23 protein-coding genes and 1 riboswitch are annotated in these 22,819 nt (G+C 68.3%); of the genes, 12 read left to right on the plus strand and 11 right to left on the minus strand.

All coding sequences use genetic code 11. The annotated features are described in order from the left end of the window. Positions 1–77 precede the first annotated feature (77 nt). Together EV652_RS19075 and EV652_RS19080 are read left to right on the plus strand one after the other, a co-directional pair. Positions 78–647, plus strand: a complete 570-nt coding sequence (locus EV652_RS19075; RefSeq protein WP_132210503.1) for an ArsR/SmtB family transcription factor — start codon at positions 78–80, stop codon at positions 645–647. Continuing rightward, positions 644–1,873 (plus strand): MFS transporter, encoded by a 1,230-nt coding sequence (locus EV652_RS19080; RefSeq protein ID WP_132210504.1) that lies wholly within the window; start codon positions 644–646, stop codon positions 1,871–1,873. The genes EV652_RS19075 and EV652_RS19080 overlap by 4 nt, the downstream gene beginning before the upstream one ends. 28 nt (positions 1,874–1,901) lie before the next feature. Here the strand turns inward: EV652_RS19080 and EV652_RS19085 are convergent, their stop codons facing one another. The 3 genes from EV652_RS19085 to EV652_RS19095 are packed head-to-tail and all read right to left on the minus strand — an operon-like array spanning position 1,902 to position 3,865. Continuing rightward, positions 1,902–2,246, minus strand: coding sequence for a DUF1801 domain-containing protein (locus EV652_RS19085; RefSeq protein WP_132210505.1), 345 nt, complete (start codon positions 2,244–2,246; stop codon positions 1,902–1,904). A 2-nt stretch (positions 2,247–2,248) separates the two neighbouring features. Further along, positions 2,249–2,800, minus strand: coding sequence for a dihydrofolate reductase family protein (locus EV652_RS19090; RefSeq protein WP_132210506.1), 552 nt, complete (start codon positions 2,798–2,800; stop codon positions 2,249–2,251). 39 nt (positions 2,801–2,839) lie between these two features. After that, positions 2,840–3,865 carry a hypothetical protein gene (locus EV652_RS19095; protein WP_132210507.1) on the minus strand — a complete coding sequence of 342 codons (1,026 nt, stop codon included), beginning with the start codon at positions 3,863–3,865 and terminating at the stop codon, positions 2,840–2,842. Positions 3,866–3,931: 66 nt separating this feature from the next. Between EV652_RS19095 and EV652_RS19100 the strand changes: the two genes are divergently transcribed. Further along, on the plus strand, positions 3,932–4,534 hold the full coding sequence (locus EV652_RS19100; protein ID WP_132210508.1) for a TetR/AcrR family transcriptional regulator: 603 nt from the start codon (positions 3,932–3,934) through the stop codon (positions 4,532–4,534). Between the two features lie 50 nt (positions 4,535–4,584). On the opposite strand, the gene EV652_RS19105 is transcribed toward EV652_RS19100, so the two are convergent. From EV652_RS19105 to EV652_RS19115, 3 genes are all read right to left on the minus strand, one after another. Next, positions 4,585–5,055, minus strand: coding sequence for a GbsR/MarR family transcriptional regulator (locus EV652_RS19105; protein WP_132210509.1), 471 nt, complete (start codon positions 5,053–5,055; stop codon positions 4,585–4,587). A gap of 86 nt (positions 5,056–5,141) precedes the next feature. Further along, entirely contained in the window at positions 5,142–6,590 is a 1,449-nt protein-coding gene (locus EV652_RS19110; RefSeq protein ID WP_132210510.1) for a glycine hydroxymethyltransferase, read from the minus strand. A 28-nt stretch (positions 6,591–6,618) separates the two neighbouring features. Beyond that, positions 6,619–6,700: riboswitch (ZMP/ZTP riboswitch) on the minus strand. Continuing rightward, on the minus strand, positions 6,697–8,325 hold the full coding sequence (locus EV652_RS19115; protein WP_132210511.1) for an acyl-CoA dehydrogenase family protein: 1,629 nt from the start codon (positions 8,323–8,325) through the stop codon (positions 6,697–6,699). Its footprint overlaps the riboswitch before it by 4 nt. Before the next feature lie 105 nt (positions 8,326–8,430). On the opposite strand from EV652_RS19115, the gene EV652_RS19120 reads away from it, so the two are divergent. From EV652_RS19120 to EV652_RS19130, 3 genes are all read left to right on the plus strand, one after another. Then, a complete protein-coding gene (locus tag EV652_RS19120) occupies positions 8,431–9,537 on the plus strand; it encodes a YihY/virulence factor BrkB family protein (protein WP_242001854.1) in 1,107 nt (368 codons plus the stop codon). Positions 9,538–9,700: 163 nt separating this feature from the next. Then, entirely contained in the window at positions 9,701–10,768 is a 1,068-nt protein-coding gene (gene rsgA / locus EV652_RS19125) for a ribosome small subunit-dependent GTPase A (protein ID WP_132210513.1), read from the plus strand. A gap of 33 nt (positions 10,769–10,801) precedes the next feature. Beyond that, the gene (locus tag EV652_RS19130) at positions 10,802–11,545 is read left to right on the plus strand and encodes an SDR family NAD(P)-dependent oxidoreductase (protein ID WP_132210514.1); all 744 of its coding nucleotides are present in this window, start codon (positions 10,802–10,804) and stop codon (positions 11,543–11,545) included. 6 nt (positions 11,546–11,551) lie between these two features. On the opposite strand, the gene EV652_RS19135 is transcribed toward EV652_RS19130, so the two are convergent. Further along, complete coding sequence (locus EV652_RS19135; protein ID WP_242001855.1) at positions 11,552–12,271, minus strand: hypothetical protein; 720 nt, start codon at positions 12,269–12,271, stop codon at positions 11,552–11,554. Positions 12,272–12,552: 281 nt separating this feature from the next. Here EV652_RS19135 and EV652_RS19140 point away from each other — a divergent pair, with 281 nt between their 5' ends. Next, positions 12,553–13,404, plus strand: coding sequence for a DMT family transporter (locus tag EV652_RS19140; protein WP_132210516.1), 852 nt, complete (start codon positions 12,553–12,555; stop codon positions 13,402–13,404). 9 nt (positions 13,405–13,413) lie between these two features. On the opposite strand, the gene EV652_RS19145 is transcribed toward EV652_RS19140, so the two are convergent. Further along, positions 13,414–14,199, minus strand: coding sequence for an alpha/beta fold hydrolase (locus tag EV652_RS19145; protein ID WP_132210517.1), 786 nt, complete (start codon positions 14,197–14,199; stop codon positions 13,414–13,416). A 207-nt stretch (positions 14,200–14,406) separates the two neighbouring features. Here EV652_RS19145 and EV652_RS19150 point away from each other — a divergent pair, with 207 nt between their 5' ends. After that, positions 14,407–15,162, plus strand: coding sequence for a class I SAM-dependent methyltransferase (locus tag EV652_RS19150; protein WP_132210518.1), 756 nt, complete (start codon positions 14,407–14,409; stop codon positions 15,160–15,162). A gap of 9 nt (positions 15,163–15,171) precedes the next feature. Beyond that, a complete protein-coding gene (locus EV652_RS19155) occupies positions 15,172–16,299 on the plus strand; it encodes a M24 family metallopeptidase (RefSeq protein WP_132210519.1) in 1,128 nt (375 codons plus the stop codon). Between the two features lies 1 nt (position 16,300). Here the strand turns inward: EV652_RS19155 and EV652_RS19160 are convergent, their stop codons facing one another. Next, the gene (locus tag EV652_RS19160; protein WP_132210520.1) at positions 16,301–17,302 is read right to left on the minus strand and encodes a GlxA family transcriptional regulator; all 1,002 of its coding nucleotides are present in this window, start codon (positions 17,300–17,302) and stop codon (positions 16,301–16,303) included. A 70-nt stretch (positions 17,303–17,372) separates the two neighbouring features. Here EV652_RS19160 and EV652_RS19165 point away from each other — a divergent pair, with 70 nt between their 5' ends. Both EV652_RS19165 and soxR read left to right on the plus strand, forming a co-directional pair. Further along, on the plus strand, positions 17,373–18,644 hold the full coding sequence (locus EV652_RS19165; RefSeq protein ID WP_242001856.1) for an MFS transporter: 1,272 nt from the start codon (positions 17,373–17,375) through the stop codon (positions 18,642–18,644). A gap of 47 nt (positions 18,645–18,691) precedes the next feature. Continuing rightward, positions 18,692–19,171, plus strand: coding sequence for a redox-sensitive transcriptional activator SoxR (gene soxR / locus EV652_RS19170; RefSeq protein WP_132210522.1), 480 nt, complete (start codon positions 18,692–18,694; stop codon positions 19,169–19,171). Positions 19,172–19,219: 48 nt separating this feature from the next. On the opposite strand, the gene EV652_RS19175 is transcribed toward soxR, so the two are convergent. Further along, positions 19,220–19,693 (minus strand): carboxymuconolactone decarboxylase family protein, encoded by a 474-nt coding sequence (locus EV652_RS19175; RefSeq protein ID WP_132210523.1) that lies wholly within the window; start codon positions 19,691–19,693, stop codon positions 19,220–19,222. A 169-nt stretch (positions 19,694–19,862) separates the two neighbouring features. Between EV652_RS19175 and EV652_RS19180 the strand changes: the two genes are divergently transcribed. Beyond that, positions 19,863–21,989 (plus strand): RecQ family ATP-dependent DNA helicase, encoded by a 2,127-nt coding sequence (locus tag EV652_RS19180; RefSeq protein WP_132210524.1) that lies wholly within the window; start codon positions 19,863–19,865, stop codon positions 21,987–21,989. 30 nt (positions 21,990–22,019) lie between these two features. Here the strand turns inward: EV652_RS19180 and EV652_RS19185 are convergent, their stop codons facing one another. Continuing rightward, positions 22,020–22,814, minus strand: a complete 795-nt coding sequence (locus EV652_RS19185) for an ArsR/SmtB family transcription factor (protein WP_132210525.1) — start codon at positions 22,812–22,814, stop codon at positions 22,020–22,022. Between the last annotated feature and the right edge of the window lie 5 nt (positions 22,815–22,819).

Below are 22,819 nucleotides of genomic sequence, written 5' to 3' on the forward strand. Positions count from 1 at the left end.
TGGAGATTGTTCCGGGCGCCGGAAATGCTTCACAAGAACTCTTGTGCAAGAACTCTTGTACGTTCTATCGTGCTGCCATGACGCCCGCCAACCGCCGTCGCGCCGAGCCCTCCGTGCTGGCTGCGATCCACCATCCGCTCCGCCGCCGGCTGCTCGATCTGATCTACATCGACGGCCCCGCGACCGCGTCCCGGCTGGCCGAGGCCACCGGCGAGCTGGTCGGCAACATCAGTCATCACCTCAAGGTTCTGAGCGCGGCCGGGGTGATCGAGGAGGCTCCCGAGCTGGCCAAGAACCGGCGCGAACGATGGTGGAGGGTCGCCGACACCTCGTCGTACTCGTGGTCCATCGCCGACGCCAAGGGCGATCCCGCGGCCGAGTTGGTCGCGGCCACGGCCGAGGACGCGAACCTGGCTCATCACGTCGGCAAAGTCCGGCAATGGTTCGACATGCGGTACGAATTCGAGGAGCCCTGGGTGCGGGCGGCGTACGCGACCGAGAGATGGCTCACATTGACGCCGTCGCGGCTCGATGAGTTGAGCGAACGGATCGAGGAACTGGTCCGCGAGTACGCCGACGAGCCCTCGGAGGGCGACGACGCGCACAAGGTCTTCTTCTTCGCCCACGCGATCCCTGCCCGGCCATGAGTGTCGACGTCTTTCCGCCGCTCCGGAGGGACCGTCGGGTGCAAGGCTGGATCCTGTCGACGGCGATCTCGCAGGCCGGCGACATGGCCTGGTACGTCGGTTTGGCCTGGAGCGCGGCCCAGGTGACCACGCCGGCGGGCGCCGGCCTGGTGATGGGCATCGGCGCCCTGCCGAAGGCACTGGTCTTGTTGTACGGCGGTGCGCTCGCGGACCGGTTCGACGGCCGGCGCACGATGATCCTGGCGAATCTCGGGCGCATCGTCGTCCTGACCATCGCAGCCGTTGTCCTGCTCGCGTGGGGTCTGTCGCTGGCGCTGTTGCTCACGGTCGCGGTGGTCTTCGGAGCGGTGGACGCGCTGTACACGCCGGCCTCCGGGACGCTGCCGCGCCGGATGGTGCGGTCCGACGATCTGGTGAAGCTGTCGGCCGGATCGCAGCTGGCCCATCGGCTGGCGGTGTTCGTCGGCGCACCGCTGGGTGGTCTGCTGGTGGCATCTGGTGGTCTGGCCACGGTGATGATCGTCGACGCGGTCTCGTACGTCGTGATCGCGCTGGCGCTGGCCTTCGTGGTGAAGCCGCGGCTGCCGCAGCCGGTGTCGACGAGCGGATCGATCCGGGCTGATCTCCGGGCCGGCTTCGCCTACCTGCGCCGGGACACGCGAGCGCGCACTTTGGTGATTGCCTTCTCGGGTCTGAATCTCTGCGTGGGTCCGGTGCTCGCGGTCGGTCTGGTCCAGCGCACCCACGCCGCGGGTTGGGGACCGGGCGCGCTGGGGCTGTTCGAGGCATGCTCGGGCATCTTCGCTGCGGTCGGCGCGTTGGTGGCGATGCGGTGGAAGCCGGCCAACCTGGCCCGCAGTGGCCTGCTTGCTCTGGTGGTTCAGGCGGCCGGCTGTGTGCTGATCGGCCTGGTGCCACAGCTCGGGATGTTCGTCGCGATGGCGATGATCGGTGCGACCGCCGGGATCGCGTCGGCGCAGTTGTCCGCCGCGTTCCAGCAGACCGTCGACCCGTCGTACCTGGGCCGGAGCTTCAGCATCGTCAACCTCTCCGACGAGGCCATGATGCCGGTCGCCATGACGGCGTTCGGCGCCTTCATCAGCCTGACCAGCATCCCGCTCGCGTGTGCCGCGATCGGTACGGCGTTCGGCGCGCTGATGATCTGGTCAGCTGCCCGCGTGCGCAGCGATCCCTCGCCGGTCGGGCACGGGATCGCTGCGCCGTAAAGCCCACCCACCGACTCGGCTTCGGCACCTACAGAGTGCTGCTCGTCCTGGCGAGGATGTCAGCGACCAGTCCGTAGTCGACGTCTTGGTCCTCACTGATATCCACAGTCTTGCGATCGCCATTGCCCAGGGATCTCAGCACACCTTTGACGGGGTCGACGTCTGCGGCGTTGAACACCATGAAGGAGACCTTGTTCCTGGCCACGTGGAGAACGGCAGCGTGCTGGTCGTTCTTCAGGAAATGCGGCTTGCCGTACTCCAGCTTCTCCTCGACGTCGGGAATGGTCTGGCGCACGAGCTCCCGTAGCTTTTCGCAGACCTCGATCTGCCACGGGAGTCCCTTGTCGATGTACCTGGTCACGCCGTTGTGCATGGTCAGCGCTCCGCAACAGGGCTGTAGGTGAGGACGACCGTGCCGGTGTCGAAGGTGGTGGAATCGGTCAGGTTCAGCGTGGTGACACTGTCCGGCCGGAAGAGTCGCTGGCCGTCGCCCTTGATCACGGGACAGATCCAGATCCGGTACTCGTCGAGCAGACCGGCCTCGGCGAGCGCGTCGGTAAGGCGGCCGTTACCCCAGACGAGAATGTTGCCGCCATCCTGATCCTTGAGCTTGGTGATCTGAGTGACCAGATCTGCCCCGGGAACGACGACGGTGGGGTTCCACTTGGTGGTGTCGACGGACTCGGAGGCGACCACGTACTTGGTCATGGCGTTGACGTGGTCGGCGTACGGGTTGCCGCCCATGGTCGGCCAAGCCTGGGCCATGCCCTCGTAGGTGACCCTGCCCAGCAGCAGAGCGTCCGCGCCGAGCGTGAGGGTGTAGGCGTAGTGCTGGGCCTGCTCGTTGGAGTACTGCAGCGACCATTCGTGGGGGTTGTCGATGAAGCCGTCGAGGGTCGCGTAGGTCGAGGCGATGATCTTGCGCACGGTGATTGTCTCCTTGGTTGTGGTGTGAGTGGGGTGTTGTCATCTCACCCGGAAGATCTCCACGACATGTGGCGCATCGATGAGGGTGTGCGGTGCAACGGCGTGATAGGCCCACACGTGCGTCCACGCATTGCCGGTACGCACGGTCAGCACCGTCTTCATCATTCCGGGGCCGAAATAGGTGAAGAACAAGAAGATGATCGAGAGGAGCCAGTTGGCCGGCGAGGTGAGAACCGTCCACGCGTCCCACAGGTGCAGGACTGTGTAGGTGATGCCGCCGAGAATGACCGTCGTCGCGGTCGAACCGGTCAGCTTCAGGAACCGAGGCACGAGGATGCAGTAGACGAAGATCATCGCCGGCAGTACGGCCCCGGCCAGGTAGAGCACGAACGTGAGGGGCAGACCGACGAGGTACTGCCCGGTGGTGAGTTGCCCGAAGGCCGTCGTCAGTGTGGCGAACTGGACCGCCGACTCGATGAGCAGCACGACGACGATCACCCGGGCGTCACCGCGCCGGTCGCTGGACACGAGGTTCAGTTGCTCCGCTGAGTACTTGCGGCGAAAGTACGCCAACGGCAGCACTGCATAGACAACGACGTTGTAGCCCGCCCACGTCATCGCCTCGACCGGCCCGACGTGGTCGTGGGTACCGAAGATCGAGCCGGCCAGGTGCAGCCCGAAGGGATGCCAGCCGAACAGCCGGGCGAGGACGAATCCGACAACGAGGCCGAGTGCGCCATAGGCGAGCAGCAGCAGGGTCTCCCGACGCGTGGTCGCCAGGTCGGGGGCCCTGTCGGCGAGGTCGGGCCGGACGCGGTGTCTGGTCAGCAGGCACGTCACGGCCATCAGTCCGAAGATCCCCAGCATCCCGATGTTGGTGTTCACCACGTGGTCGACCGTGGAACCGGGCACGCCCGGCCAGCCGAACGGCAGCGCCTCACCCGCGACGAGCAGAACCACGACGTTGGCCGCAAGCCAGACGGCGGCGGTGATCCGGACACTTCGCTGGCGCGCCAAGCGGCGAAGCGAGGTCAAGGCGAGTGGTGGGGCAGCCGTGGTCGGCATAACGCTCCTTTTTAGTACAGTTGTACTAGCGGCAAGCAACGTAGCACAGTTGTGCTATAAAAAGCCATGCCGAAGATCGTCGATCCCTCTGAACGACGTCAGCACCTCGCGGAGGCGGCGTGGCGGGTGATCCTCCGCGACGGGCTCGAGCACGCGTCGGTCCGCAACGTTGCCCGCGAAGCGGGGTTGTCCAACGGCTCGTTGCGCCACATCTTCAGTACGCAGGCCGAACTTCTCGTCTTCGCGATGAACCAAGTGGTCGAGCGGATCGAGCGCCGCCTCGGCTCTCTCGACCCGGCCGGCGACCCACGCACGACGGCGGAGCGGTTCCTGGTCGAGCTACTGCCCCTCGACGAGGAACGCCAGGAGGAGAACGCCGTCTGGCTGGCGTTCACTGCGCGCGCATTGGTTGACCCGGAACTGCGCGAGTGCGCCGAGAGGAGCTACGACGCGCTGCGCGCCGGCTGCCGCCGCTGGGTGACCGAGATCGCCGGTGACCAGGTCGACGTCGAGTGGGAGGCCGACCGGCTCCACGCCGTACTCGACGGCCTCGCCGTCCACGCCGCGACCCGGCCGGACATCGCCACCGCCGACAGGCTGCAGGCGATCCTGGCAATGCATCTCGACAGCCTCGTCCCTCAAAAGAAGCGCCGCCAACGCGCCGACTGAGAGGCGACTCCAGGTTGGGCTGCCTCGACCTCCGATTCACGTCTGACGATTCATCGAGGGTGGGTTGCCCGCCAGCCCTTGATCAGTTCCTCGAGGTCTTGGTGGATGAAGGCGAAGAAGTCGGCGGCCTCGGACAGGCGGCGGCCGACCGGGGTGTCTGCTCCGAACAGGTCGACGCCGGAGCGGCTGGTCGACTCCCACTCGGCGAGCGCGCTGTTGCGGCGTTCGAGGATCGCGGAGAACACGTCGTCCCGGATCCGGTAGTGGTCCTTGCGTGAACCGGGGATCCGCTCCCGGGAGATGAACGACACCTGCAGCAGTTGGCGTACGGCGCCCGACACGGCCGGCTGGCTGATCCGCAGCGACTCGGCCAGCTCGGCCGACGTCATAGTGCCGGTCGGACTGACCAGCATCCGCCCGATCACCCGGGCAGACATCGTCGGTACGCCGCTGTTCGCCAGCGCCCCGGCGAACCGCTCGACGAACTGGCTGATCTCCTCCGGCGTGGGTTCAGTCGGCATGGCCGCACCCTACCTCAACTATCAGAAGTTTCTGATAGTTGAAGCGCCCGCTCCCTGAAGACTCAGGGAGCGGGCGCTCGAAACGCTCAGCTGAGCTCGAGACCCGGGTACAGCGGGTGCTTGTCGAGCAGCTCGGCCGAGGCGGCCTTGGTCTTGTCCGCGACACCGTCGGCCAGCACGTACTTCGCCTTCGACGGCGCACCGGCCGACGTCGTGGTCGGCGTGGTGGAGGACAGTACGTCGACGATCAGCTCGGCGACCCGGTCGAACTCGTCGGCCCCGAAGCCGCGCGTGGTCAGCGCCGGCGTACCGATCCGGACACCCGAGGTGTACCAGGCACCGTTTGGGTCCCGCGGTACGGCGTTCCGGTTCGTCACGATGCCTGCATCGAGCAGCGCCGACTCGGCCTGACGCCCGGTGATCCCGTACGACGACACGTCGAGCAGCGCGAGGTGGTTCTCGGTGCCATCGGTGACGAGCTTGACGCCACGCTTCATCAGACCCTCGGCCAGCGCGACCGCATTGTCCGCGATCGCCTGCGCGTACTCCTGGAACGAAGGCTGCCGGGCCTCGGCCAGCGCGACCGCCTTGGCCGCCATCGTCTGGCTGAGCGGGCCGCCGAGCACCATCGGGCAACCACGGTCGACCGAGTCGGCGTACTCGGGCTGGCACAGCACCATGCCGCCGCGCGGGCCGCGGAGCGACTTGTGCGTGGTCGTCGTGGTGACGTGTGCGTGCGGCACCGGGTCGAAGTCGCCAGTGAAGACCTTGCCCGCGACCAGGCCGGCGAAGTGCGCCATGTCGACCATCAGGGTGGCGCCGACCTCGTCCGCGATCTCGCGCATCTTCGCGAAGTCGATCTTCCGCGGGTACGCCGAGTAGCCCGCGATCAGGATCAGCGGCTTGAACGCACGCGCGGCCCGGGCGACCTCGTCGTAGTCGAGCAGCCCCGTCTCCGGGTCGGTGCCGTACGAGTGCTGGTTGAACATCTTGCCGGAGATGTTCGGCCGGAAACCGTGGGTCAGGTGACCGCCGGCGTCCAGCGACATGCCGAGCATCTTCTGGTCGCCGAGCGCCTTGCGAAGCTTGGCCCAGTCCTCGTCGGACAGGTCGTTGACATGCTTCGCGCCGGCCTCGGCCAGCGCCGGCAACTCGATCCGCTGGGCCAGGATCGCCCAGAAGGCAACCAGGTTCGCGTCGATGCCGGAGTGCGGCTGGACGTAGGCGTGCGGTGCGTCGAACAGCGCCTTCGCGTGGTCGGCCGCGGTCTGCTCGACCGTGTCGACGTTCTGGCAGCCGGCGTAGAAGCGGTGGCCGATGGTGCCCTCGGCGTACTTGTCGGACAGCCAGTTGCCCATCGTCAGCAAGGTGGCGGGAGAGGCGTAGTTCTCGCTCGCGATCAGCTTCAGCGAGGAGCGCTGGTCGGCCAGTTCGGCCTTGATCGCGCCGGCGATCGTGGGTTCCACCGCGCCGATCACCTCGAGCGCGTTGCGGTACGCGGCCGATGCGGCGGCGGCATCGAAGGGTTGAGTCATCGTTGTCTCTCCTGCGGTTGCAGTGGGTCGAAGGCACCCAGGCGCACGGTGCCGACGGATTTCGCTCCCCGGTGGTTCTCCACCTCAGCGCGCCAGTCGCGACGTCTCACCCTATCGTGCGATCGACGATCTCCTGGAACGGTGTGGTCCGCGGAAGTGTGCCGAAGACACCGCCCCAGTCATTGGCCAACCGCGACGCGACGAACGCCTCCGCCACCTCGGGTGTCGAATGCCTGACCAGCAGCGATGCCTGCAGACACAACGCCATTCGAGCCGCTAGGCGCCGCGCTCCCGCCTCGGCGCCTTCGATGTCAGCAAGCGCTTGCAGTACGTCGTTCACCGCGCCATCCAGTCGCTGATCCGCTCCCTGACACGCGGCCATCTCAGTCAGCCAGGCCTCGAGCGACTCCGGCCGGCGGAGTGCCCGCAGCACGTCCAGCGCGTTGACGTTGCCCGACCCTTCCCAGATCGAGTTCAGCGGCGACTCCCGGAACAGCAAAGGCAGGCCGGATTCCTCGACGAACCCGTTCCCGCCGAGACACTCAAGCGCTTCGGCCACCATGAACGGCGTCCGCTTACACACCCAGAACTTCGCCAACGGCAACGCGATCCGGCGGAACGCGGTCGCCTGAGCGTCACCCGTGACGGAGGCGTCCACCGCGGCGGCCAGACGCATCCCCAACGCGGTCGCCGCCTCGCTCTCCAGCGCCAGGTCAGCGAGCACGTTCTGCATCGCCGGCTTGTCCGCGAGCAGCCCGCCGAAGGCCGAGCGATGGCGGGTGTGCCACAGAGCCTCGACCAACGCGCGGCGCTGGAGAGCGGCCGATCCGAGGACGCAGTCGAGCCGGGTCGCGGCGACCATCTCGATGATGGTGCGGACGCCGGCGCCCTCGTCGCCGAGCCGGTACCCGACGGTGCCGTGGAACTCGACCTCGCTGGACGCGTTCGACCGGTTGCCGAGCTTGTCCTTCAGCCGCTGCAGGGCAAACGTGTTCCGGTTGCCATCGGCAAGGACCCGCGGAACGACGAAGCAACTCAGCCCTTCCGGCGCCTGGGCGAGCACCAGGAACACATCGACCTGCGGCGCCGAGCAGAACCACTTGTGTCCGTTCAGCTGGTACTCGCCGTCGCTCCCGGTCGGCGTCGCGGTGGTGAGGTTCGCCCGTACGTCGGACCCACCTTGCTTCTCGGTCATCCCCATCCCCGCGAGAACGCCGGTCTTCTCGGCCGCGGGCAGCCGGCGTACGTCGTACTGGGTGGAAGCGAGCTGTGGGATCCACTCCTTGGCGAGTCGCTCGTCGGCCTTCAGCGCGGGGACTGCGGCGTACGTCATCGAGATCGGGCAGCCGTGCCCCGGCTCGACCTGGGACCAGAGGTAGAAGCCGGCGGCGCGGGTCAGGTGCGGCGACGGCCGGTCGTTGGTCCAGGGCGCGGCCTGGAGGCCGAAGCCGACGGCCTGCTCCATCAGCCAGTGCCACGACGGGTGGAACTCGACCTCGTCGATGCGGTGTCCGTAGCGGTCGTGCGTGCGCAGGACCGGTGGATTCTGGTTCGCCGGGAGAGCCTGGGAGAGAGCCTCCTCGGACCCGGCCAGCTCGCCGATCCGGTGCAGACCGGGATCGTCCGCGAGGCCGCCGTACGGACGCAGAGCGTCACCGAGTGCCGCGTCCCGGGTGAAGAAGTTCACCCCCCGCAGTGGGGGAGCCTGATTCGTTACCGCAAAAGGGTCCGCCATGTCAGTACGGTAAGCGGTATGGCACGTTCTGGGGCAGGACCCACTGGTGGGAGCTCCCTCTCATTGGCATGGGTCCGCAGAATCCCGGCGACGACCTGGAAGCTTGTGACCCAGACCGTCGGTGTCTGCCTGCGCTACCGGGTCACCGGACTCGCGGCCGAGGGGGCGTTCTTCGCCATCCTCTCGCTGCCGCCGCTGATCTTCGGGCTGGCCGGAAGCCTCGGGTACATCGCGAGCCGGTACTTCGAGGTCGAGACGATCGACGAGATCAAGCAGCAGATCGCCGTGCTGGCGGCCCGGGCGCTGACCGACGACTCGGTCCAGGGCGTGATCGTGCCGACCCTGAACCAGGTCCTGAACGGCGGCCGGCCCGATGTCATCTCGATCGGTTTCGTCCTCGCGCTGTGGTCCGGCAGCCGCGCGCTGAACGTCTTCGTCGACACCATCACGATCATGTACGGGATGGGCGGCAAGCGCGGCATCGTCCGGACGCGCGCACTGTCCTTCTCCCTGTACTGCGCCGCCCTCGTCATCGGCGTGATCGTGCTCCCGCTGGTGCTGGCCGGTCCGGACGCGGTGGCCGCGGTGCTTCCGCACCGGCTGGACTTCCTGAACCAGCTGTACTGGCCGGTCGTCACGATCCTGTCGGCGGGCTTCTTGAACACCCTGTACCACCTGTCGGTGCCGGTGCGGACGCCGTGGGTGTCCGACCTGCCGGGGTCGTTCCTGGCGCTGTCGATCTGGATCCTGGGCAGCTTCGTGCTGCGCTGGATCCTGCAGAGCACGGTCGGCGGTACGTCGATCTACGGTCCGCTGGCGGCGCCGATCGCCGTCCTGATGTGGCTCTACATGACGGCGATCGCGGTGCTGATCGGTGCGGCGCTGAATGCGGTGGTGGACCGGTTGTGGCCGCACAAGTCGCGGGCGATCGAGGCGGCTGAGGTTCAGGCGCGCAAGGACGCCGAGGACGAGGTGGAGCCGGTGATGAAGGCCGAGCCGGAGCCGCACCACCATCACCCGCTGACCCCGCTCGAGCCGCCGGCGCCCGTCGTACCGACCGATGGCTCGCAGTCGACCCCGGAGGACCCGAATCCCGCCCCTGCGCCCACAGGTGACGCACCCCGGCCCGCGGACGGTGCGCCGCGGGCGGACCGCAAGCCGGAGCCGGTCGGAAAACCCGGTGCGCAAACTGAATCCGACGACCTACGCTGACGACATCAGCCGGTTCTTGATCAGGACCGCAGGACTTCGAAGGGAGGCGCCCACCATGACCTTCACCGTATTGCTTGTTGGCGGGGCCCACTGGGCCGACGCTTCCCGTACTGTCCGTCCGCTGAGCTGATCCCGCGGCCGGACCCTCTGAAAGGTTCGCCGCATGTCAGGCACACTCCAGGCCCTGGGACTCGACAGCACCACGGCCGAATACTTCGCATCCGTCCCGGACGAGCTCGTGCCGGGGCGCGTCGCCCGGGTCGACAAGGGCCTGGCGACGGTTCTGACCGAGGACGGTCCGGTTCGCGCGACGTGGTCCGGCGCGCTCCTCGCCGCGATCGCCAGTGACGCCCATGCCGGCCCATGTACAGGGGACTGGGCCGTACTGCGCTACTGGCCGGACGACCGGATCACCCTCGAGTGCCTGGCCCCACGCCGTACGGCGATCGTGCGGGCAGAAGTCAGCGGTACGTCGAAGGGCCAGGTGCTGGCCGCCAATGTCGACGTGATCGCGATCGTGGTCGGCCTGCATCCGGAGCCGAACATCGGCCGGATCGAACGCTTCCTCGCGCTGGCGTGGGAGAGCGGTGCGCGGCCTGTCGTCGTACTGACCAAGTCAGACCTCGTCGGCGACGCGGACTCCGTTGCGGACGACGTGGCGCGTGCTGCGCCGGGTGCCGACGTACTGGTGTGCAGTGCGACTACCGGTGAAGGTCTGTCCTCAGTGCGGGCGTTGCTAGCGGGTGACGCGACTGTGGCGCTGCTGGGGTCGAGTGGTGCGGGCAAGTCGTCGCTGGTGAACGCACTGGCCGGTGTGGAGTTGCTGGACGTGCAGGACATCCGTGACGACGGCAAGGGGCGGCACACGTCGGTGCGGCGCGAGCTGATCGTGCTGCCCGGTGGTGGGGTCGTCATCGACACCCCAGGGCTGCGGGGGATTGGGCTGCAGGAGTCGGGTGAAGGCCTGGCGGCTGCGTTCCCGGACATCACGGCGTTGGCCGAGCAGTGCAAGTTCAAGGACTGCGCTCACGTGACAGAGCCCGACTGTGCCGTGCGGGCCGCCCTGGAGGACGGAACTCTGCCGCACCGCCGCTACGAGAGTTGGACGAAGCTCCAGCGCGAAGCAGCCTTCATGGCCCGCCGCAACGACCTCCGCCTCCGCGCCGAGGCCAAGAAGCAGTGGGCCCGCGCCTCGAAGTCCTACCGCCGAGACATCAACCCACGCCCGTAACGCCCGTTTCTTCCGTAGTGAAAGGATCGGGGTATGGATCGAGCGGTGCTGGTGACTGGGGCTTCTCGGGGGATTGGTGCGGCGACGGCGCGGGCGTTCGCGGCCGCGGGGGACCGGGTGGCTGTGCATTACAGCTCGTCCGCCGAGGCTGCGGCGATGGTGCTGAAGGAGCTGCCCGGGTCGGGGCACGTACTCACACAGGCTGATCTTGCCGATCCGGCGGCGATTCAGACGATGGTCGACGACGCCGCGGCGGCTCTGGGCGGCATCGACGTACTGGTGAACAACGCCGGCGTGTACCACCCGCATCGGATCCGTGAGGCGACGTACGCCGAATGGCAGCAGGCGTGGGCGGACACGCTCGCGGTGAACCTGGTCGGCCCGGCGAACGCGGCGTGGTGCGCGGTCCGGCACATGGGCCGTGGCGGACGGATCGTGAACGTGTCGTCGCGCGGTGCGTTCCGGGGCGAGCCGAATCAGCCTGCGTACGGCGCCTCGAAGGCCGGCATCGTGTCGTTCACCCAATCACTGGCCCGCGCCCTTGGTCCGGAAGGGATCGCGGTGACCGCGATCGCACCCGGCTGGACGACCACCGACATGGCGTCGGTTCACCTTGTCGGCGAAGGCTACGACCGCCGCCGGCTGGAGAGTCCGCTCGAACGCGTCGCCGACCCGTCGGAGGTCGCCGCAGCCATCCTCTACCTCGCCTCGCCCGAGGCCGAGTTCGCCACCGGCACCGTCCTCGACTTCAACGGCGGCTCGCACCTCCGGATGTAGGAGCGTTCAGCCGTCGCCGCCTCCGCCACCGTCGCCCCAGCCACCGTCCATTCCGCCGGCGTCGAACCCGCCGCTCTGGGTGCCGGGGTCGCCCCAGCCTGCGACTGCACCACCACCCTGACCCTCGAAGCTCGACAGGGCGACGTAGCTCGCGCCCGCGCCCGCCCCGAAGTACCCCATGCCGTACGGCGCGACCGCAGTGCCGGCCTCCCAGTACGGCACTCGTCGGCTGTGGAACTGGACGAACCTGACCTCAGGTTCATCGCCGGCCCGAATCCGCGCGGCATCCTGTGCACACGCCGGGACCGTCCGTGTGCCGACCTTCGGCTGCGTCCAGACCACGTCAGTCGTCGACGGACCGTGCTGTGGATTGAAGAAGCAGGGCACCCTGCGCACAGGCACCGGCTCGCCCCGCACCCGCGCATGCACACAGACGATCGCGTACCGGCCGGTCGCCAGCGTGTCGGTCACCGCAGTGATGTCTGCGGACTTCCGGATGCCCTTGACCGCCTTTTGCGCCGCTTCGTACGCGTCGAGCGCCACCTGATAGTCCGCCCGCCCATCGGCGTCGAGTGCCTGCCCCGGCGCGTGAGCGTCCAGCCGCTGGAGTTCCTCCCCGAGCAGCGTCACATCCTCGTCGGCAAGCTTGCGGATCTGCTCCAACTCCTCCGCATCACCGCGCCGCGCAGCTCGCCGGTCCCATCCATACCGACCCGCAAGCACCACCCCACCGCACCCTAGTGCGGCCAATAGCCACAACATCTTTCGACGGTACTCCGGTCAGTACCTGGCATCCACTGCTCGCGCCGGCACCTGGGCAGGCGCCCTAAAACCGGTCGGCGGTGGGGTGTTCGAGTTGCTAGGGTCGCGGCCGTGCATCGAATCATCACCCCGCCGGCCGCCGCTTAGCGGACGGCCGACGTCACAACGCTCAGGCTCTGACCTGAGCTCCTTCGGGCTGTTCGCAGACGCCGCACCCTTCTTCTTGCGAACACCCGGAGTGTCTGATGCATCACCGTCTCGCGCCCTCGACGGCGCGCGGTCTCCTGTACGTCGCCCTGGCCGGAGTCGCCTGGGGCACGGGCGGCCCGACCGGCGCCCTCCTCTTCCAGTACAGCGGCCTGAACTCGACAGCAATCTCGTTCTGGCGCCTACTCGGCGGCGCCGTCTGGCTCGCCATCGCCTGCGGCGTCCTCGCCCGCGACCCGATCATCCAGCAGTTCGCCGCCGCCCCGATGCGCTACCTCCTGAGTGGCCTCGGCCTGGCCGTCTGCCAACTGGGCTACTTCGCCGCCATCCCAAGAGTCGGCGTCGCCGTCGCCACAGTCATCTCCCTCGGCGCCGGCCCCGTGTTCATCGCGTTGGGCGCCCGCGAGCGCATCACCAGCACCTTGCTGGTCGCCGTACTGGGTCTGGCTCTCCTCATCTCCGGCGGCGGAGGCACCGGCCACGGATCGCTCCCCGGCATCGCCTTGTCGCTCCTGTCAGCCGCCGGCTACGCCCTCACCACGCTCCTCAACCGCGACCAGCAGGACCCCATCACCAGCGCCTTCCTCGGCTTCACCGCCGGTGCGATCATCCTGTTGCCCTTGGCAATGACCGGCGGCCTCACCCCGGCACCGGTCAGCTGGCCTCTCCTCGCGTACTTCGGCCTGGTCCCGACCGCCCTCGCCTACGCGCTGTTCTACACCGGCCTGCGAGCGATCCGAGCCTCCACTGCAGCCGTCATCGCCCTCATCGAACCCCTCCTGGCCGCGGCGATCGGCGTACTCGCATTCCACGAGCACCTGACCACCCTCAGCCTCATCGGCGCCGCCGTACTGCTGGCCGCCGTAGTCCTCCAGGCGATGCGCGAGTAGCAGGTGGCCTCACGCCTCCGAGGCGCGTTGGAGCCACTCGCGGATCAGGGCGGCGAAGAGCTCGGGTTGCTCGAGCTGGAGGTTGTGCCCGGCAACATCCAGCACGGCGTACGTCGCGCGCGGATAGTGGGGGAGTAGCGCGTACTGGTCCTCGAAGCCCGTCACCGAGTCCTGCCTACCGCAGACGATCAGCGTCGGCCGCGCGTAGGCAGGACCGCTCTCCGGCGCGATCGACAGCGCCCAGTTCTTCTGGATCCGGTCGAGCGCCTCGATGTCGGCCGCAGCGAGCCCGGTCGCGACGTCAGAGCGGTACGCCTCGAGTGCGGCAGCGGTCTGGACTACGGCGAGGTCGGTGAAGTCCTCGCCCTCGGTCAGCGATTCGAGTACGCCTGGTTCGGTCCGCAGGACGGCGTGCTCGGGGACGGTCCGGTCGGCGTGCATCAGCGCGGTGCCGATCGGGCAGACCAGCGCGAGTCCGAGGATCTGCTCGGACCGCTCCGCGATCAGGCCGCGCGCGAGGTAACCGCCGTACGACTCTCCGATCAGCAGGAACGGCTCGTCCCTGATCTGTTCGTCGACGAACGCTCGTACCTCCGCCATGATCCCGTCCGAGCTGTCGATCGCACCGGCCGGTGTCTGACCCATCCCGGGCAGGTCGGGATAGAGCCGCCGGTATCCAGGCACGTCGGCGAACACCGGCTCCAGACAGCCCGACATCAGCCGGTGGTCTGGAGTCCAGCCGTGCAGCGAGAGCACCGGAACACCCTCGCCGAAGGACACATGGTGCAGTGCCATCGCAGTCGCCTTTCGCAGTTCCCGATCGAGCCGCCCCAAGTTGTATCAACCCGCGCGGACAGTTTCCGGCCGGGCACAGGGCACAGTGTCACAGCCTGGTAAGCGCCCGAGTGCGAGCGGATCCGGTCGATCGGTGCTACATCTGTCTGAGGGAACTGTCCGATTCGTGGTGCGTGATCGGGCGGTGACGGGGAAGGGGGTTCTGCCATGACGACAGCTGCCATGGTTGCCGAGTTCGGGGACTTCGCCGACTGGACCGCCGATGCGGTAGAGCAGCTCGGCACGGGGCATGCCATACCTGCTGCCTGCCGGGGCAGCTCGAGTCCGGGCGCGCTCGCCTGGTTGGCCGAGGCCTGTGAACTGGCGCCGGGCAACACCTTGCTGGATGTCGGCGCAGGGGTAGGTGGACCGGCGGCGTGGGCGGCGGAGCGGTTCGGGGTGCGCCCGATCCTGGTGGAGCCGATGCTGCCGGCGTGCCGAGCTGCGGCCCGGCTCTTCGGGCTACCGGTCGTCACCGCGGACGGCGGACGTCTTCCGTTGCGGTCAGGCTCGGTCGACGTCGGCTGGTGCCTGGGTGTGCTGTGCACCGTCGAGGACAAGGCGGCTCTGCTCGACGAGATGCACCGCGTGCTGAAGCCTGGAGCCTCGCTGGGCCTGCTGGTAGTCGTCTCCCGGGCGCTGCAGCGTCTACCGGCGCCGGAAGGCAATCACTTCCCGACTCAGCGCGAGGTCGCCGGGTTGCTGGCGAATGCCGGGTTCCGGCTTCTCGAACAGATCCCACGTCCCAGCGCTGCTCCGTTGTCCTGGTCTCGCCGCGTCGAACAGGTCGCAGCGGCTGTCGCGGCGAAGCATGAGGGCGACGAGGCCTACGGACTGGCCGCGCGCCAGACCGAGCGCCTCGGCCGTTTGCTGTCCGCCCGGCAGGTCTCGATCCAGCTCATGCACGCGGTCGCCGCGAGCTAAAGTCGCCTCATGTCGAGTCGAACTCCGCACGGTCCCGTCCCCGATTCCGCCGTACTGCGTGCCCGGTTGGAGCGCGCCCGCGAAGCCGCCGCAGGGACCGGCCTGCTGATCGCGCCCGGGTCGGATCTGCGGTATCTGCTCGGGCAGGCGGGTGGTTCACTCGAGCGGCTGACCACGCTGGTCATTCCGGCCGACGGTTCGCCGGCGCTCGTCGTACCGAAGCTCGAAGCGCCTGGGTTCGCCGACCTCCCGTTGGCGGAGCTCGGGGTCGAGGTCGTCACCTGGGTCGACGGTGACGATCCGTACGGCGTTGCCGCGGATCGCCTGCGCGGATCGGAGCGAGTGGCCGTCAGCGACTTCACCCCGGCGTTGCATGTGCTGGCCCTGCGCGAGGCGTTGCCGAAGGCCGAACAGGTCCTGGCCGGGCCGATCGTGCGCGAGTTCCGGATGCGCAAGGACGCGGCCGAGATCGAGGCGCTGCGGAAGGCAGGTGCGGCGATCGACCGGGTACACGCGCGGGTCGGCGAGTGGTTGCGACCGGGCCGGACCGAGGCGGAGGTCGGTGCTGACATCGCGGCCGCGATCGTCGAGGAAGGTCACGTCCTGGCCGACTTCGTCATCGTCGGCAGCGGGCCGAACGGCGCGAGTCCGCACCACGGAGTGTCCGACCGGGTGATCGAATCCGGCGACGTGGTGGTGGTCGACATCGGCGGACCGGTTGCCGAGGGCTACAACTCCGACTCCACCCGGACGTACGCCGTGGGTGAGCCGCGTGATGCGGATGTCGCCGCGACGTACGCCGTACTGCGGGATGCGCAGCAGGCGGCTGTGGACGCGGTGCGGCCGGGGGTGTCCGCGGAGTCGATCGACGCGGCGGCGCGGGACGTGATCGCAGCCGCCGGGTTCGGTGAGTACTTCATCCACAGGACGGGACATGGGATCGGCCTCGACGTGCACGAAGAGCCGTACATCGTCAGCGGGAACGGGCTGCTTCTCGAACCAGGGATGGCGTTCAGCGTCGAGCCCGGTCTCTACCAACCGGGCCGGTGGGGTGCCCGGATCGAGGACATCGTCGTGGTCACCGAGGACGGCGTCGAGCCGATGAACCGTCGCCCACACGACCTGGTGGTGCTTTGACTCAGCCGGCCCGGAAGGTCTTGCGGTAGGCGAGGGGAGAGACACCAAGTTCTGAGCGCAGGTGATGACGCAGCGACGCGGCAGTTCCCAGCCCGGCCGAGTCGGCCACGCGGTCGACGGACAGGTCCGTGGTTTCCAGCAAGTGGCATGCGTGTCGCACGCGTTGCTGCAGGAGCCAGGTACCCGGAGACTGACCCGTCTCGGCCTTGAAGCGCCGGCTGAAGGTGCGCACGCTCATCTGGGCGTGGGCCGCCATCGCGGTGAGACTCAACTCCTCGTCGAGCCGCTCCAACGCCCACGCGCGAGTCGGCGCCGTACCTTCACTGCCCTCGTCCGGTACGACGCGTTCGATGAACTGTGACTGCCCACCATCCCGCCACGGCGGTACGACGCAGTGCCGTGCGGCCCGGTTCGCGATCTCGCTGCCGAAGTCGCGACGGATCAGATGCAGGCAGAGGTCCACTCCCGCGGCGAGACCCGCTGACGTGATGATGTCGCCGTCGTCGATGAACAGCAGCTCCTCGTCGAGCTTCACCTGCGGGTAGAGGGCTCGGAACATCTCGGCCCGCAGCCAGTGCGTGGTCGCCGGGCGTCCGTCGAGAAGCCCGGCTGCGCCGAGCACGAACGCGCCGGTGCAGATCGATGCGATCCGGGTGCCCGGCCGGATGGTGTCGAGCGCCTTCGCGAGGTCGTCCGGCAGCGTGCCTTCGTAGCGCGGCTGGGCGATGTACGTCCCCGGGATGATCACCGTGTCCGCCTCGGCCAGCACCTCCGGCCCGTAGTCCGGGATCAGGCTGAACCCTGCGCCGGCCCGGATCGGCGCGATCTCGAGTCCGCAGATGCGTACGTCGTACAGCGCCGTCCCGTCGGCCTTCGTCGCCGCGCCGAACACCGTCGGCGGAATGGTCAGGTCGAACCCGACCACCGGCTCCAAGGCCAGGACGGCGACCACGTGCGGCCCGACTGCTCTCAGCTTGGCCCGGCCGGTGCTGGAGGTACCCATGGCCATATCTTGACACATGCTGTCGTTCTGGCCACTGGTTTGCGGGTGGGACAGACGGCAATCTGTCCGGGTGACGCAGATTGTGGAGAAGAAGACTGCCCGGGTGCACCTCGCCTGGGCAGTCGCCGCGGTGGGGTTCGTAACGCTGATCGGTGCGGCCGGGTTCCGCTCGGTGCCGGGGGTGCTGCTCGACCCGTTGCACGACGAGTTCGGGTGGTCGCACGCGACGATCTCGGCCTCGGTGTCGATCAACCTGCTGCTCTACGGCCTGATCTCGCCGTTCGCCGCGGCGCTGATGGATCGGCTGGGTCTGCGTCAGGTGGTCAGCGGTGCCCTGGTGCTCATCGCGCTGGGCAGTGGGCTGACCGTCTTCATGACCTCGTCCTGGCAGCTCCTGCTGTGCTGGGGGCTGCTGGTCGGCGTCGGTACCGGCTCGATGTCGATGACGTTCGTCGCGACGATCACCGGTCGCTGGTTCGTCCATCGCCGTGGACTGGTCACCGGCATCCTGACTGCGGCCGGCGCCACCGGGCAGCTCATCTTCCTCCCGCTCATCGCGAATCTGGCCAGTGCGTACGGGTGGCGCGTCCCGGCGCTCGTGGCGGCCGGTACGGCGCTGGCCGTCGTACCGCTGGTGCTGCTGTTCCTGCGGGACTACCCGAGTGACGTGGGCTTGAGGGCGTACGGCGCTCCAGAGGGAAGTACTGCGGGTCAGCGGGTCGAGACGACCGGCAGCAGTGCGCTGCGGGCGTTGACCGCGTTGCGGTCTGCGATGCGCCGACCTGCGTTCTGGATGCTTGCGGGTGGCTTTGCCATCTGCGGCGCGTCGACGAACGGGTTGATCGGCACGCACTTCGTGACGGCCGCGCACGATCACGGCATGCCTGTGACGACAGCTGCGTCGTTGCTGGCGCTGGTGGGAGTGTTCGACGTCGGCGGCACGATCGTGTCGGGCTGGCTGACGGACCGGTGGGATCCGCGGTACCTGCTGATCGGGTACTACTCGCTGCGCGGGCTGTCGCTGCTCGTGCTGCCGTCTCTGCTCGGTCCGTCGGCTCAGCCGAGCATCTGGGTGTTCATCATCTTCTACGGCCTCGACTGGGTTGCGACTGTGCCGCCGACCGTTGCGCTGTGCCGGGAGTGGTTCGGGGTGGACGGGCCGATCGTGTTCGGCTGGGTGTTCGCATCGCACCAGATCGGTGCCGCAGTGGCTGCTACCGGTGCAGGCGCGATCCGGGACGTGCAGGGCAGTTACAACCTCGCCTGGTACCTGGCCGGCGGGCTCTGCGCGGCGGCTGCGCTGATGTCCGCGAGCATCGGACGCCGCCTCGTGACCGCCTGATCCCGTCGGCTAGCCTCGACCTAGGTTCAGGTCGGAGGGATGAGCGGGTGGACATCGAGCCGGGTGAGTTGACGGTCGGGCAGTTGGCGCAACGCAGCGGCGTGGCGATCTCGGCCCTGCATTTCTACGAGCGGCAGAACCTGATCATCAGCCGTCGTACGTCGGGCAACCAGCGACGGTACAAGCGCGACACGCTCCGCCGGGTCGCGCTGATCCGGATCGCCCAACGGGTCGGCATCCCGCTCGCGGAGGTGGCTGCGATCCTGGCGCTGCTGCCGGAGAACCGGACGCCCACCCGTCAGGACTGGGAACGCATCTCCGAGTGCTGGCAGGCCGAGCTCGACAAGCGCATCCTGCACCTGGAACAACTTCGCGACGACTTCAAGGACTGCGTCGGCTGCGGTTGCCTCTCCCTCGACCGCTGCGCCTTGGCCAATCCGTACGACGCTTTGGCCGCCAAGGGCCCGGGTCCGCAACGACTGGTCACCGCCGGCGGCGAGCCATGCCATCCCGGAAAGTGCGCCTGAGCAGCCCGCGGGCATCGGCCGCCGCCGATGCCCGCTGGGCCTGATGCGTCAGCCCCACTGGCCGGGCTGGTAGTCGCCGGCCGGCTGCTGGGTGATGACGTTCAAGCGGTTCCAGGTGTTGATGAGGGCGATGAGGGACAACAGGGCGGCGAGCTGGTCCTCGTCGTAGTGCTTGGCCGCGTTGGCCCAGACCTCGTCGGAGACACCACCGGCCGCGTCGGCGATGCGGGTGCCCTCCTCGGTGAGCTCGAGTGCCGCGCGCTCGGCCTCGGTGAAGACCGTCGCCTCCCGCCAGGCCGCGACCAGGTTGAGGCGTACCGAGGACTCCCCGGCGTGGGTGGCGTCCTTGGTGTGCATGTCGATGCAGTAACCACAGCCGTTGATCTGGCTGGCGCGGATCTCCACCAGGTGCCGCGTCGCTTCGGGCAGGGTCGAGTCCCACACGACCTTGCTGGCAGAGGTGACGTACTTCAAGACCTTGGCCCCGACCGGGTTGCTGAGGTGGTCGAAACGGACGTCCATAGTGATCTCCTGTTCGGTTCGGCGCTACACCCAACCGACGAGATCGCGCGGTGCGGTGTGAGCCACCCGGAGCGTGACCTACATCTCGCGCGCCCGTCCGAACCGGGGTTATCCACAAGGCGGTGGTCGCTCGCAGCGAACTGGGGGTGCGGGCGTCTAGTGTCGTGGCATGGCTGACACCAGTTCGACCACCAGCACTCTGACCGAGGCGCGCGCGGGGATCGCCGACGGCGTGATCCGGGCAATCGCGGGGGAGAGCGCGCGATTGCGGGCGGATCAGGAGACCGCGGTCGCCGCCCTGTGCGAGGCGAGCGCGCGGGTGCTGGTCGTGCAGGCGACAGGTTGGGGGAAGTCGGCTGTGTATTGGGCGGCCACCGCGATCCGCCGGGCTGAGGGCGCCGGGCCGACGCTGGTGGTGTCACCGCTGCTGTCGTTGATGCGCGACCAGGTCGCCGCCGCGAGCCGAGCGGGTCTGCGTGCGGCGACGCTGAACTCGAACAACATCGACGAGTGGTCCAGCATCGAGCACGACCTGCGCTCCGGTGCGATCGACGTACTGCTGGTATCGCCTGAGCGGTTGGCGAATCCAGGGTTCGGTCGGCGGGTGCTCGACGGTCTGGCCGGACAGGTCGGCCTGCTGGTCATCGACGAAGCGCATGCGGTGTCGGACTGGGGGCACGACTTCCGGCCGGACTATCGCCGCGTGTCCGACGTACTGCAGCAGCTCAACCCCAAGACACCTGTGCTCGCGACGACCGCCACCGCCAATGCGCGAGTGACCGACGACGTCGCGCATCAACTGGGGGAGTCCACGCTTGTACTGCGTGGTCCGCTGGCACGATCGAGTTTGCAGCTTGCTGTTGTCGATGCGTTGTCGCCGTTGGATCGGTTCGCCTGGGTGGTCGACCACCTGCCGAAGTTGCCGGGGTCGGGGATCGTCTACACGTTGACGGTGTCCGATGCGCAACGGTTGGCGGCCGCGATCCAGGAGGTGCACGGTCGGGACGTGCCGGTGGCGGCGTACACGGGCGGCTTGGAAGCGGGCGAGCGGGAGAGGCTCGAGGACGCGCTGCGGGGCAACGAGTTGAAGGCGCTGGTCGCGACCTCGGCGCTCGGGATGGGCTACGACAAGCCGGATCTCGGGTTCGTCGTGCATGTCGGTTCACCGCCGTCGCCGGTGTCGTACTACCAACAGGTCGGTCGTGCCGGCCGCGGGATCGACCACGCCATGGTGGCGTTGCTGCCGTCGGATGCGGACGCAGGGGTGTGGGACTACTTCGCTACCGCGACGATCCCGGTGCCGGAGAACGTGAACCGGCTGTTGACTGGGCTGGACGGGTACGGGCCGGACCAGCCGGCGACCGTTCCGGCGTTGGAGGCGGAGACCGGTCTGCGTCGTACGCGGGTCGAACTGATGCTGAAACAACTCGCGGTCGACGGGGTTGTCGACCGGGTCGAACGTGGCTGGGTCCGGACCGGCAAGGACTGGACGTTCGATGCGGCGCACTACGACGGGATCGTCGGGGTACGCCGGCGCGAGGCGGACATCATGCGGGCGTACACCCGCGGCGACCGTTGCCTGATGCAACTTCTCCAGGAGTCGCTGGACGACCCGTCGGCCGAGCCGTGCGGCCGCTGCTCGGTCTGCCTCGGTGAGCTGCCCGACCCGCTCCGGGCCAAGCCCGAGGCCGAGACCGTGCAGGCGATCATCCGGTTGCTGCGCGGCGAAGTGCACATTCTGGAGCCGCGGAAGATGTGGCCGGGTGGCGCGTTCGGCGCGAAGGGTCGTATCCCGGCCGAGCTCGGCGCGGAGCCCGGGCGGACGGTCATCTATGCCGACGCACCCGAGTGGCGAGAGGTGCTGCGTGGCACCTTCACCGACGCGGCACCGGATCCCGACTCACTCGAGGCGCTGAAGGCGGGCGCGGTGGCGGCCCTCTCACGGTGGCGTGGTTCCTGGTCGAGTCGCCCGGACGTCGTCGTACCGCTGGCGGCTGCGGGGTACGGGCGCTTGACCGGCGAGATCGCAGACCACGTCGCCACCGTCGGCCGACTCGACCGAGCCGAGCTCACCGTGGACCGGGCGGGCTTCACCGACGACCTCTCCTCAGCCGAGGAGGCCAGAGTCTGGCGCGACGGCATCACCGTGGCGGACCCGGCCGCAGTCGCCGGCCACACAGTTCTCCTGCTGGCCGACGCATCATCCTCCCAGTGGCCGATCACCGTGGCCGCCGCCAAGCTCCGCGAATCCGGCGCCGCAGCAGTCCTCCCACTACTGATCCACAAGCGCCCCTGACCGACGCCCCGATCACGCGCCGGTAGCGGGCTACTTGGTGCCAGCGAGTTCGGGGGTGGACTCGACGAAGGACTTGAGGTCGGAGAGCAGCTGGACCCAGCCTTCGCTGACCATCTCGCGGATGGCGCTGCCCGGTTCGAAACCGCTGTGGACGACGGTGAGCTTGACCTGGTCGCCGACGGGTTCCAGCTCGAAGGTCGCCCTCGACAGCGGCTCGCGACTGGTCTTCTCGAACAGCTCGTCGTCCATCCCGACGGCCTTCGCGAAGTCGGGTGTGATGTGGTGCCAGGCGAAGGCAAGCCGCCGGTAGGGGTCGTGCTCCAGGACGACCTGACCCGGCCCGGCCATCGCGACGTCACCGTGGTGCCAGATCATCTCGGAGCCGACCTTCCAGTCGGTCTCGAACCGCTCGCCCCAGTACTGCTCGGTGAACTTCGGGTCGGTCAGCGCCTGCCAGAGCCGTTCCGGCGTGGTCCTGATGTATGTGGTGTAGACGAAGTCGTTCTCACTCATGTTCTCGGCCTCCAGAACCGTCTTGAGATCGGCGAACAGTTGCACCCGCCGACGGTCGTACTGGTTGATCCAGCGGTCGGCGATGGCGTTGATCGGCTCGGCGTTGAGGTAGTGCAGCTTCTCCCGGCCGTGCCACACGGTGGTGACCAGGTTGGCGCTCTCCAGTACGGCGAGATGCTTGCTCACCGACTGCCGGGCCATGTCCAGGCCGGCGCACAGCTCACGCAGGGTCTGGCCGTTGTGCGCGTTCAGCGTGTCGAGCAGTTGCCGTCGGCTCGGGTCGGCCAGTGCACGGAACACCTCGTCGTCCATCGCCC

It is taken from the genome of Kribbella steppae (assembly GCF_004342025.1).
GTDB classification, from domain to species: Bacteria; Actinomycetota; Actinomycetes; order Propionibacteriales; family Kribbellaceae; genus Kribbella; species Kribbella steppae.

Excerpts from the sequence above, each read along its gene's own strand:
- EV652_RS19105 (WP_132210509.1), bottom strand. The coding sequence starts at position 5,055 with ATGCCGACTGAACCCACGCCGGAGGAGATCAGCCAGTTCGTCGAGCGG.
- EV652_RS19080 (WP_132210504.1), top strand. The coding sequence starts at position 644 with ATGAGTGTCGACGTCTTTCCGCCGCTCCGGAGGGACCGTCGGGTGCAA.
- EV652_RS19185 (WP_132210525.1), bottom strand. The coding sequence starts at position 22,814 with ATGGACGACGAGGTGTTCCGTGCACTGGCCGACCCGAGCCGACGGCAA.
- EV652_RS19075 (WP_132210503.1), top strand. The coding sequence starts at position 78 with ATGACGCCCGCCAACCGCCGTCGCGCCGAGCCCTCCGTGCTGGCTGCG.
- EV652_RS19155 (WP_132210519.1), top strand. The coding sequence starts at position 15,172 with ATGTCGAGTCGAACTCCGCACGGTCCCGTCCCCGATTCCGCCGTACTG.
- EV652_RS19130 (WP_132210514.1), top strand. The coding sequence starts at position 10,802 with ATGGATCGAGCGGTGCTGGTGACTGGGGCTTCTCGGGGGATTGGTGCG.
- EV652_RS19095 (WP_132210507.1), bottom strand. The coding sequence starts at position 3,865 with ATGCCGACCACGGCTGCCCCACCACTCGCCTTGACCTCGCTTCGCCGC.
- EV652_RS19100 (WP_132210508.1), top strand. The coding sequence starts at position 3,932 with ATGCCGAAGATCGTCGATCCCTCTGAACGACGTCAGCACCTCGCGGAG.
- rsgA (WP_132210513.1), top strand. The coding sequence starts at position 9,701 with ATGTCAGGCACACTCCAGGCCCTGGGACTCGACAGCACCACGGCCGAA.
- EV652_RS19180 (WP_132210524.1), top strand. The coding sequence starts at position 19,863 with ATGGCTGACACCAGTTCGACCACCAGCACTCTGACCGAGGCGCGCGCG.
- EV652_RS19085 (WP_132210505.1), bottom strand. The coding sequence starts at position 2,246 with ATGCACAACGGCGTGACCAGGTACATCGACAAGGGACTCCCGTGGCAG.
- EV652_RS19110 (WP_132210510.1), bottom strand. The coding sequence starts at position 6,590 with ATGACTCAACCCTTCGATGCCGCCGCCGCATCGGCCGCGTACCGCAAC.
- EV652_RS19160 (WP_132210520.1), bottom strand. The coding sequence starts at position 17,302 with ATGGGTACCTCCAGCACCGGCCGGGCCAAGCTGAGAGCAGTCGGGCCG.
- EV652_RS19140 (WP_132210516.1), top strand. The coding sequence starts at position 12,553 with ATGCATCACCGTCTCGCGCCCTCGACGGCGCGCGGTCTCCTGTACGTC.
- EV652_RS19175 (WP_132210523.1), bottom strand. The coding sequence starts at position 19,693 with ATGGACGTCCGTTTCGACCACCTCAGCAACCCGGTCGGGGCCAAGGTC.
- EV652_RS19145 (WP_132210517.1), bottom strand. The coding sequence starts at position 14,199 with ATGGCACTGCACCATGTGTCCTTCGGCGAGGGTGTTCCGGTGCTCTCG.
- EV652_RS19115 (WP_132210511.1), bottom strand. The coding sequence starts at position 8,325 with ATGGCGGACCCTTTTGCGGTAACGAATCAGGCTCCCCCACTGCGGGGG.
- EV652_RS19150 (WP_132210518.1), top strand. The coding sequence starts at position 14,407 with ATGACGACAGCTGCCATGGTTGCCGAGTTCGGGGACTTCGCCGACTGG.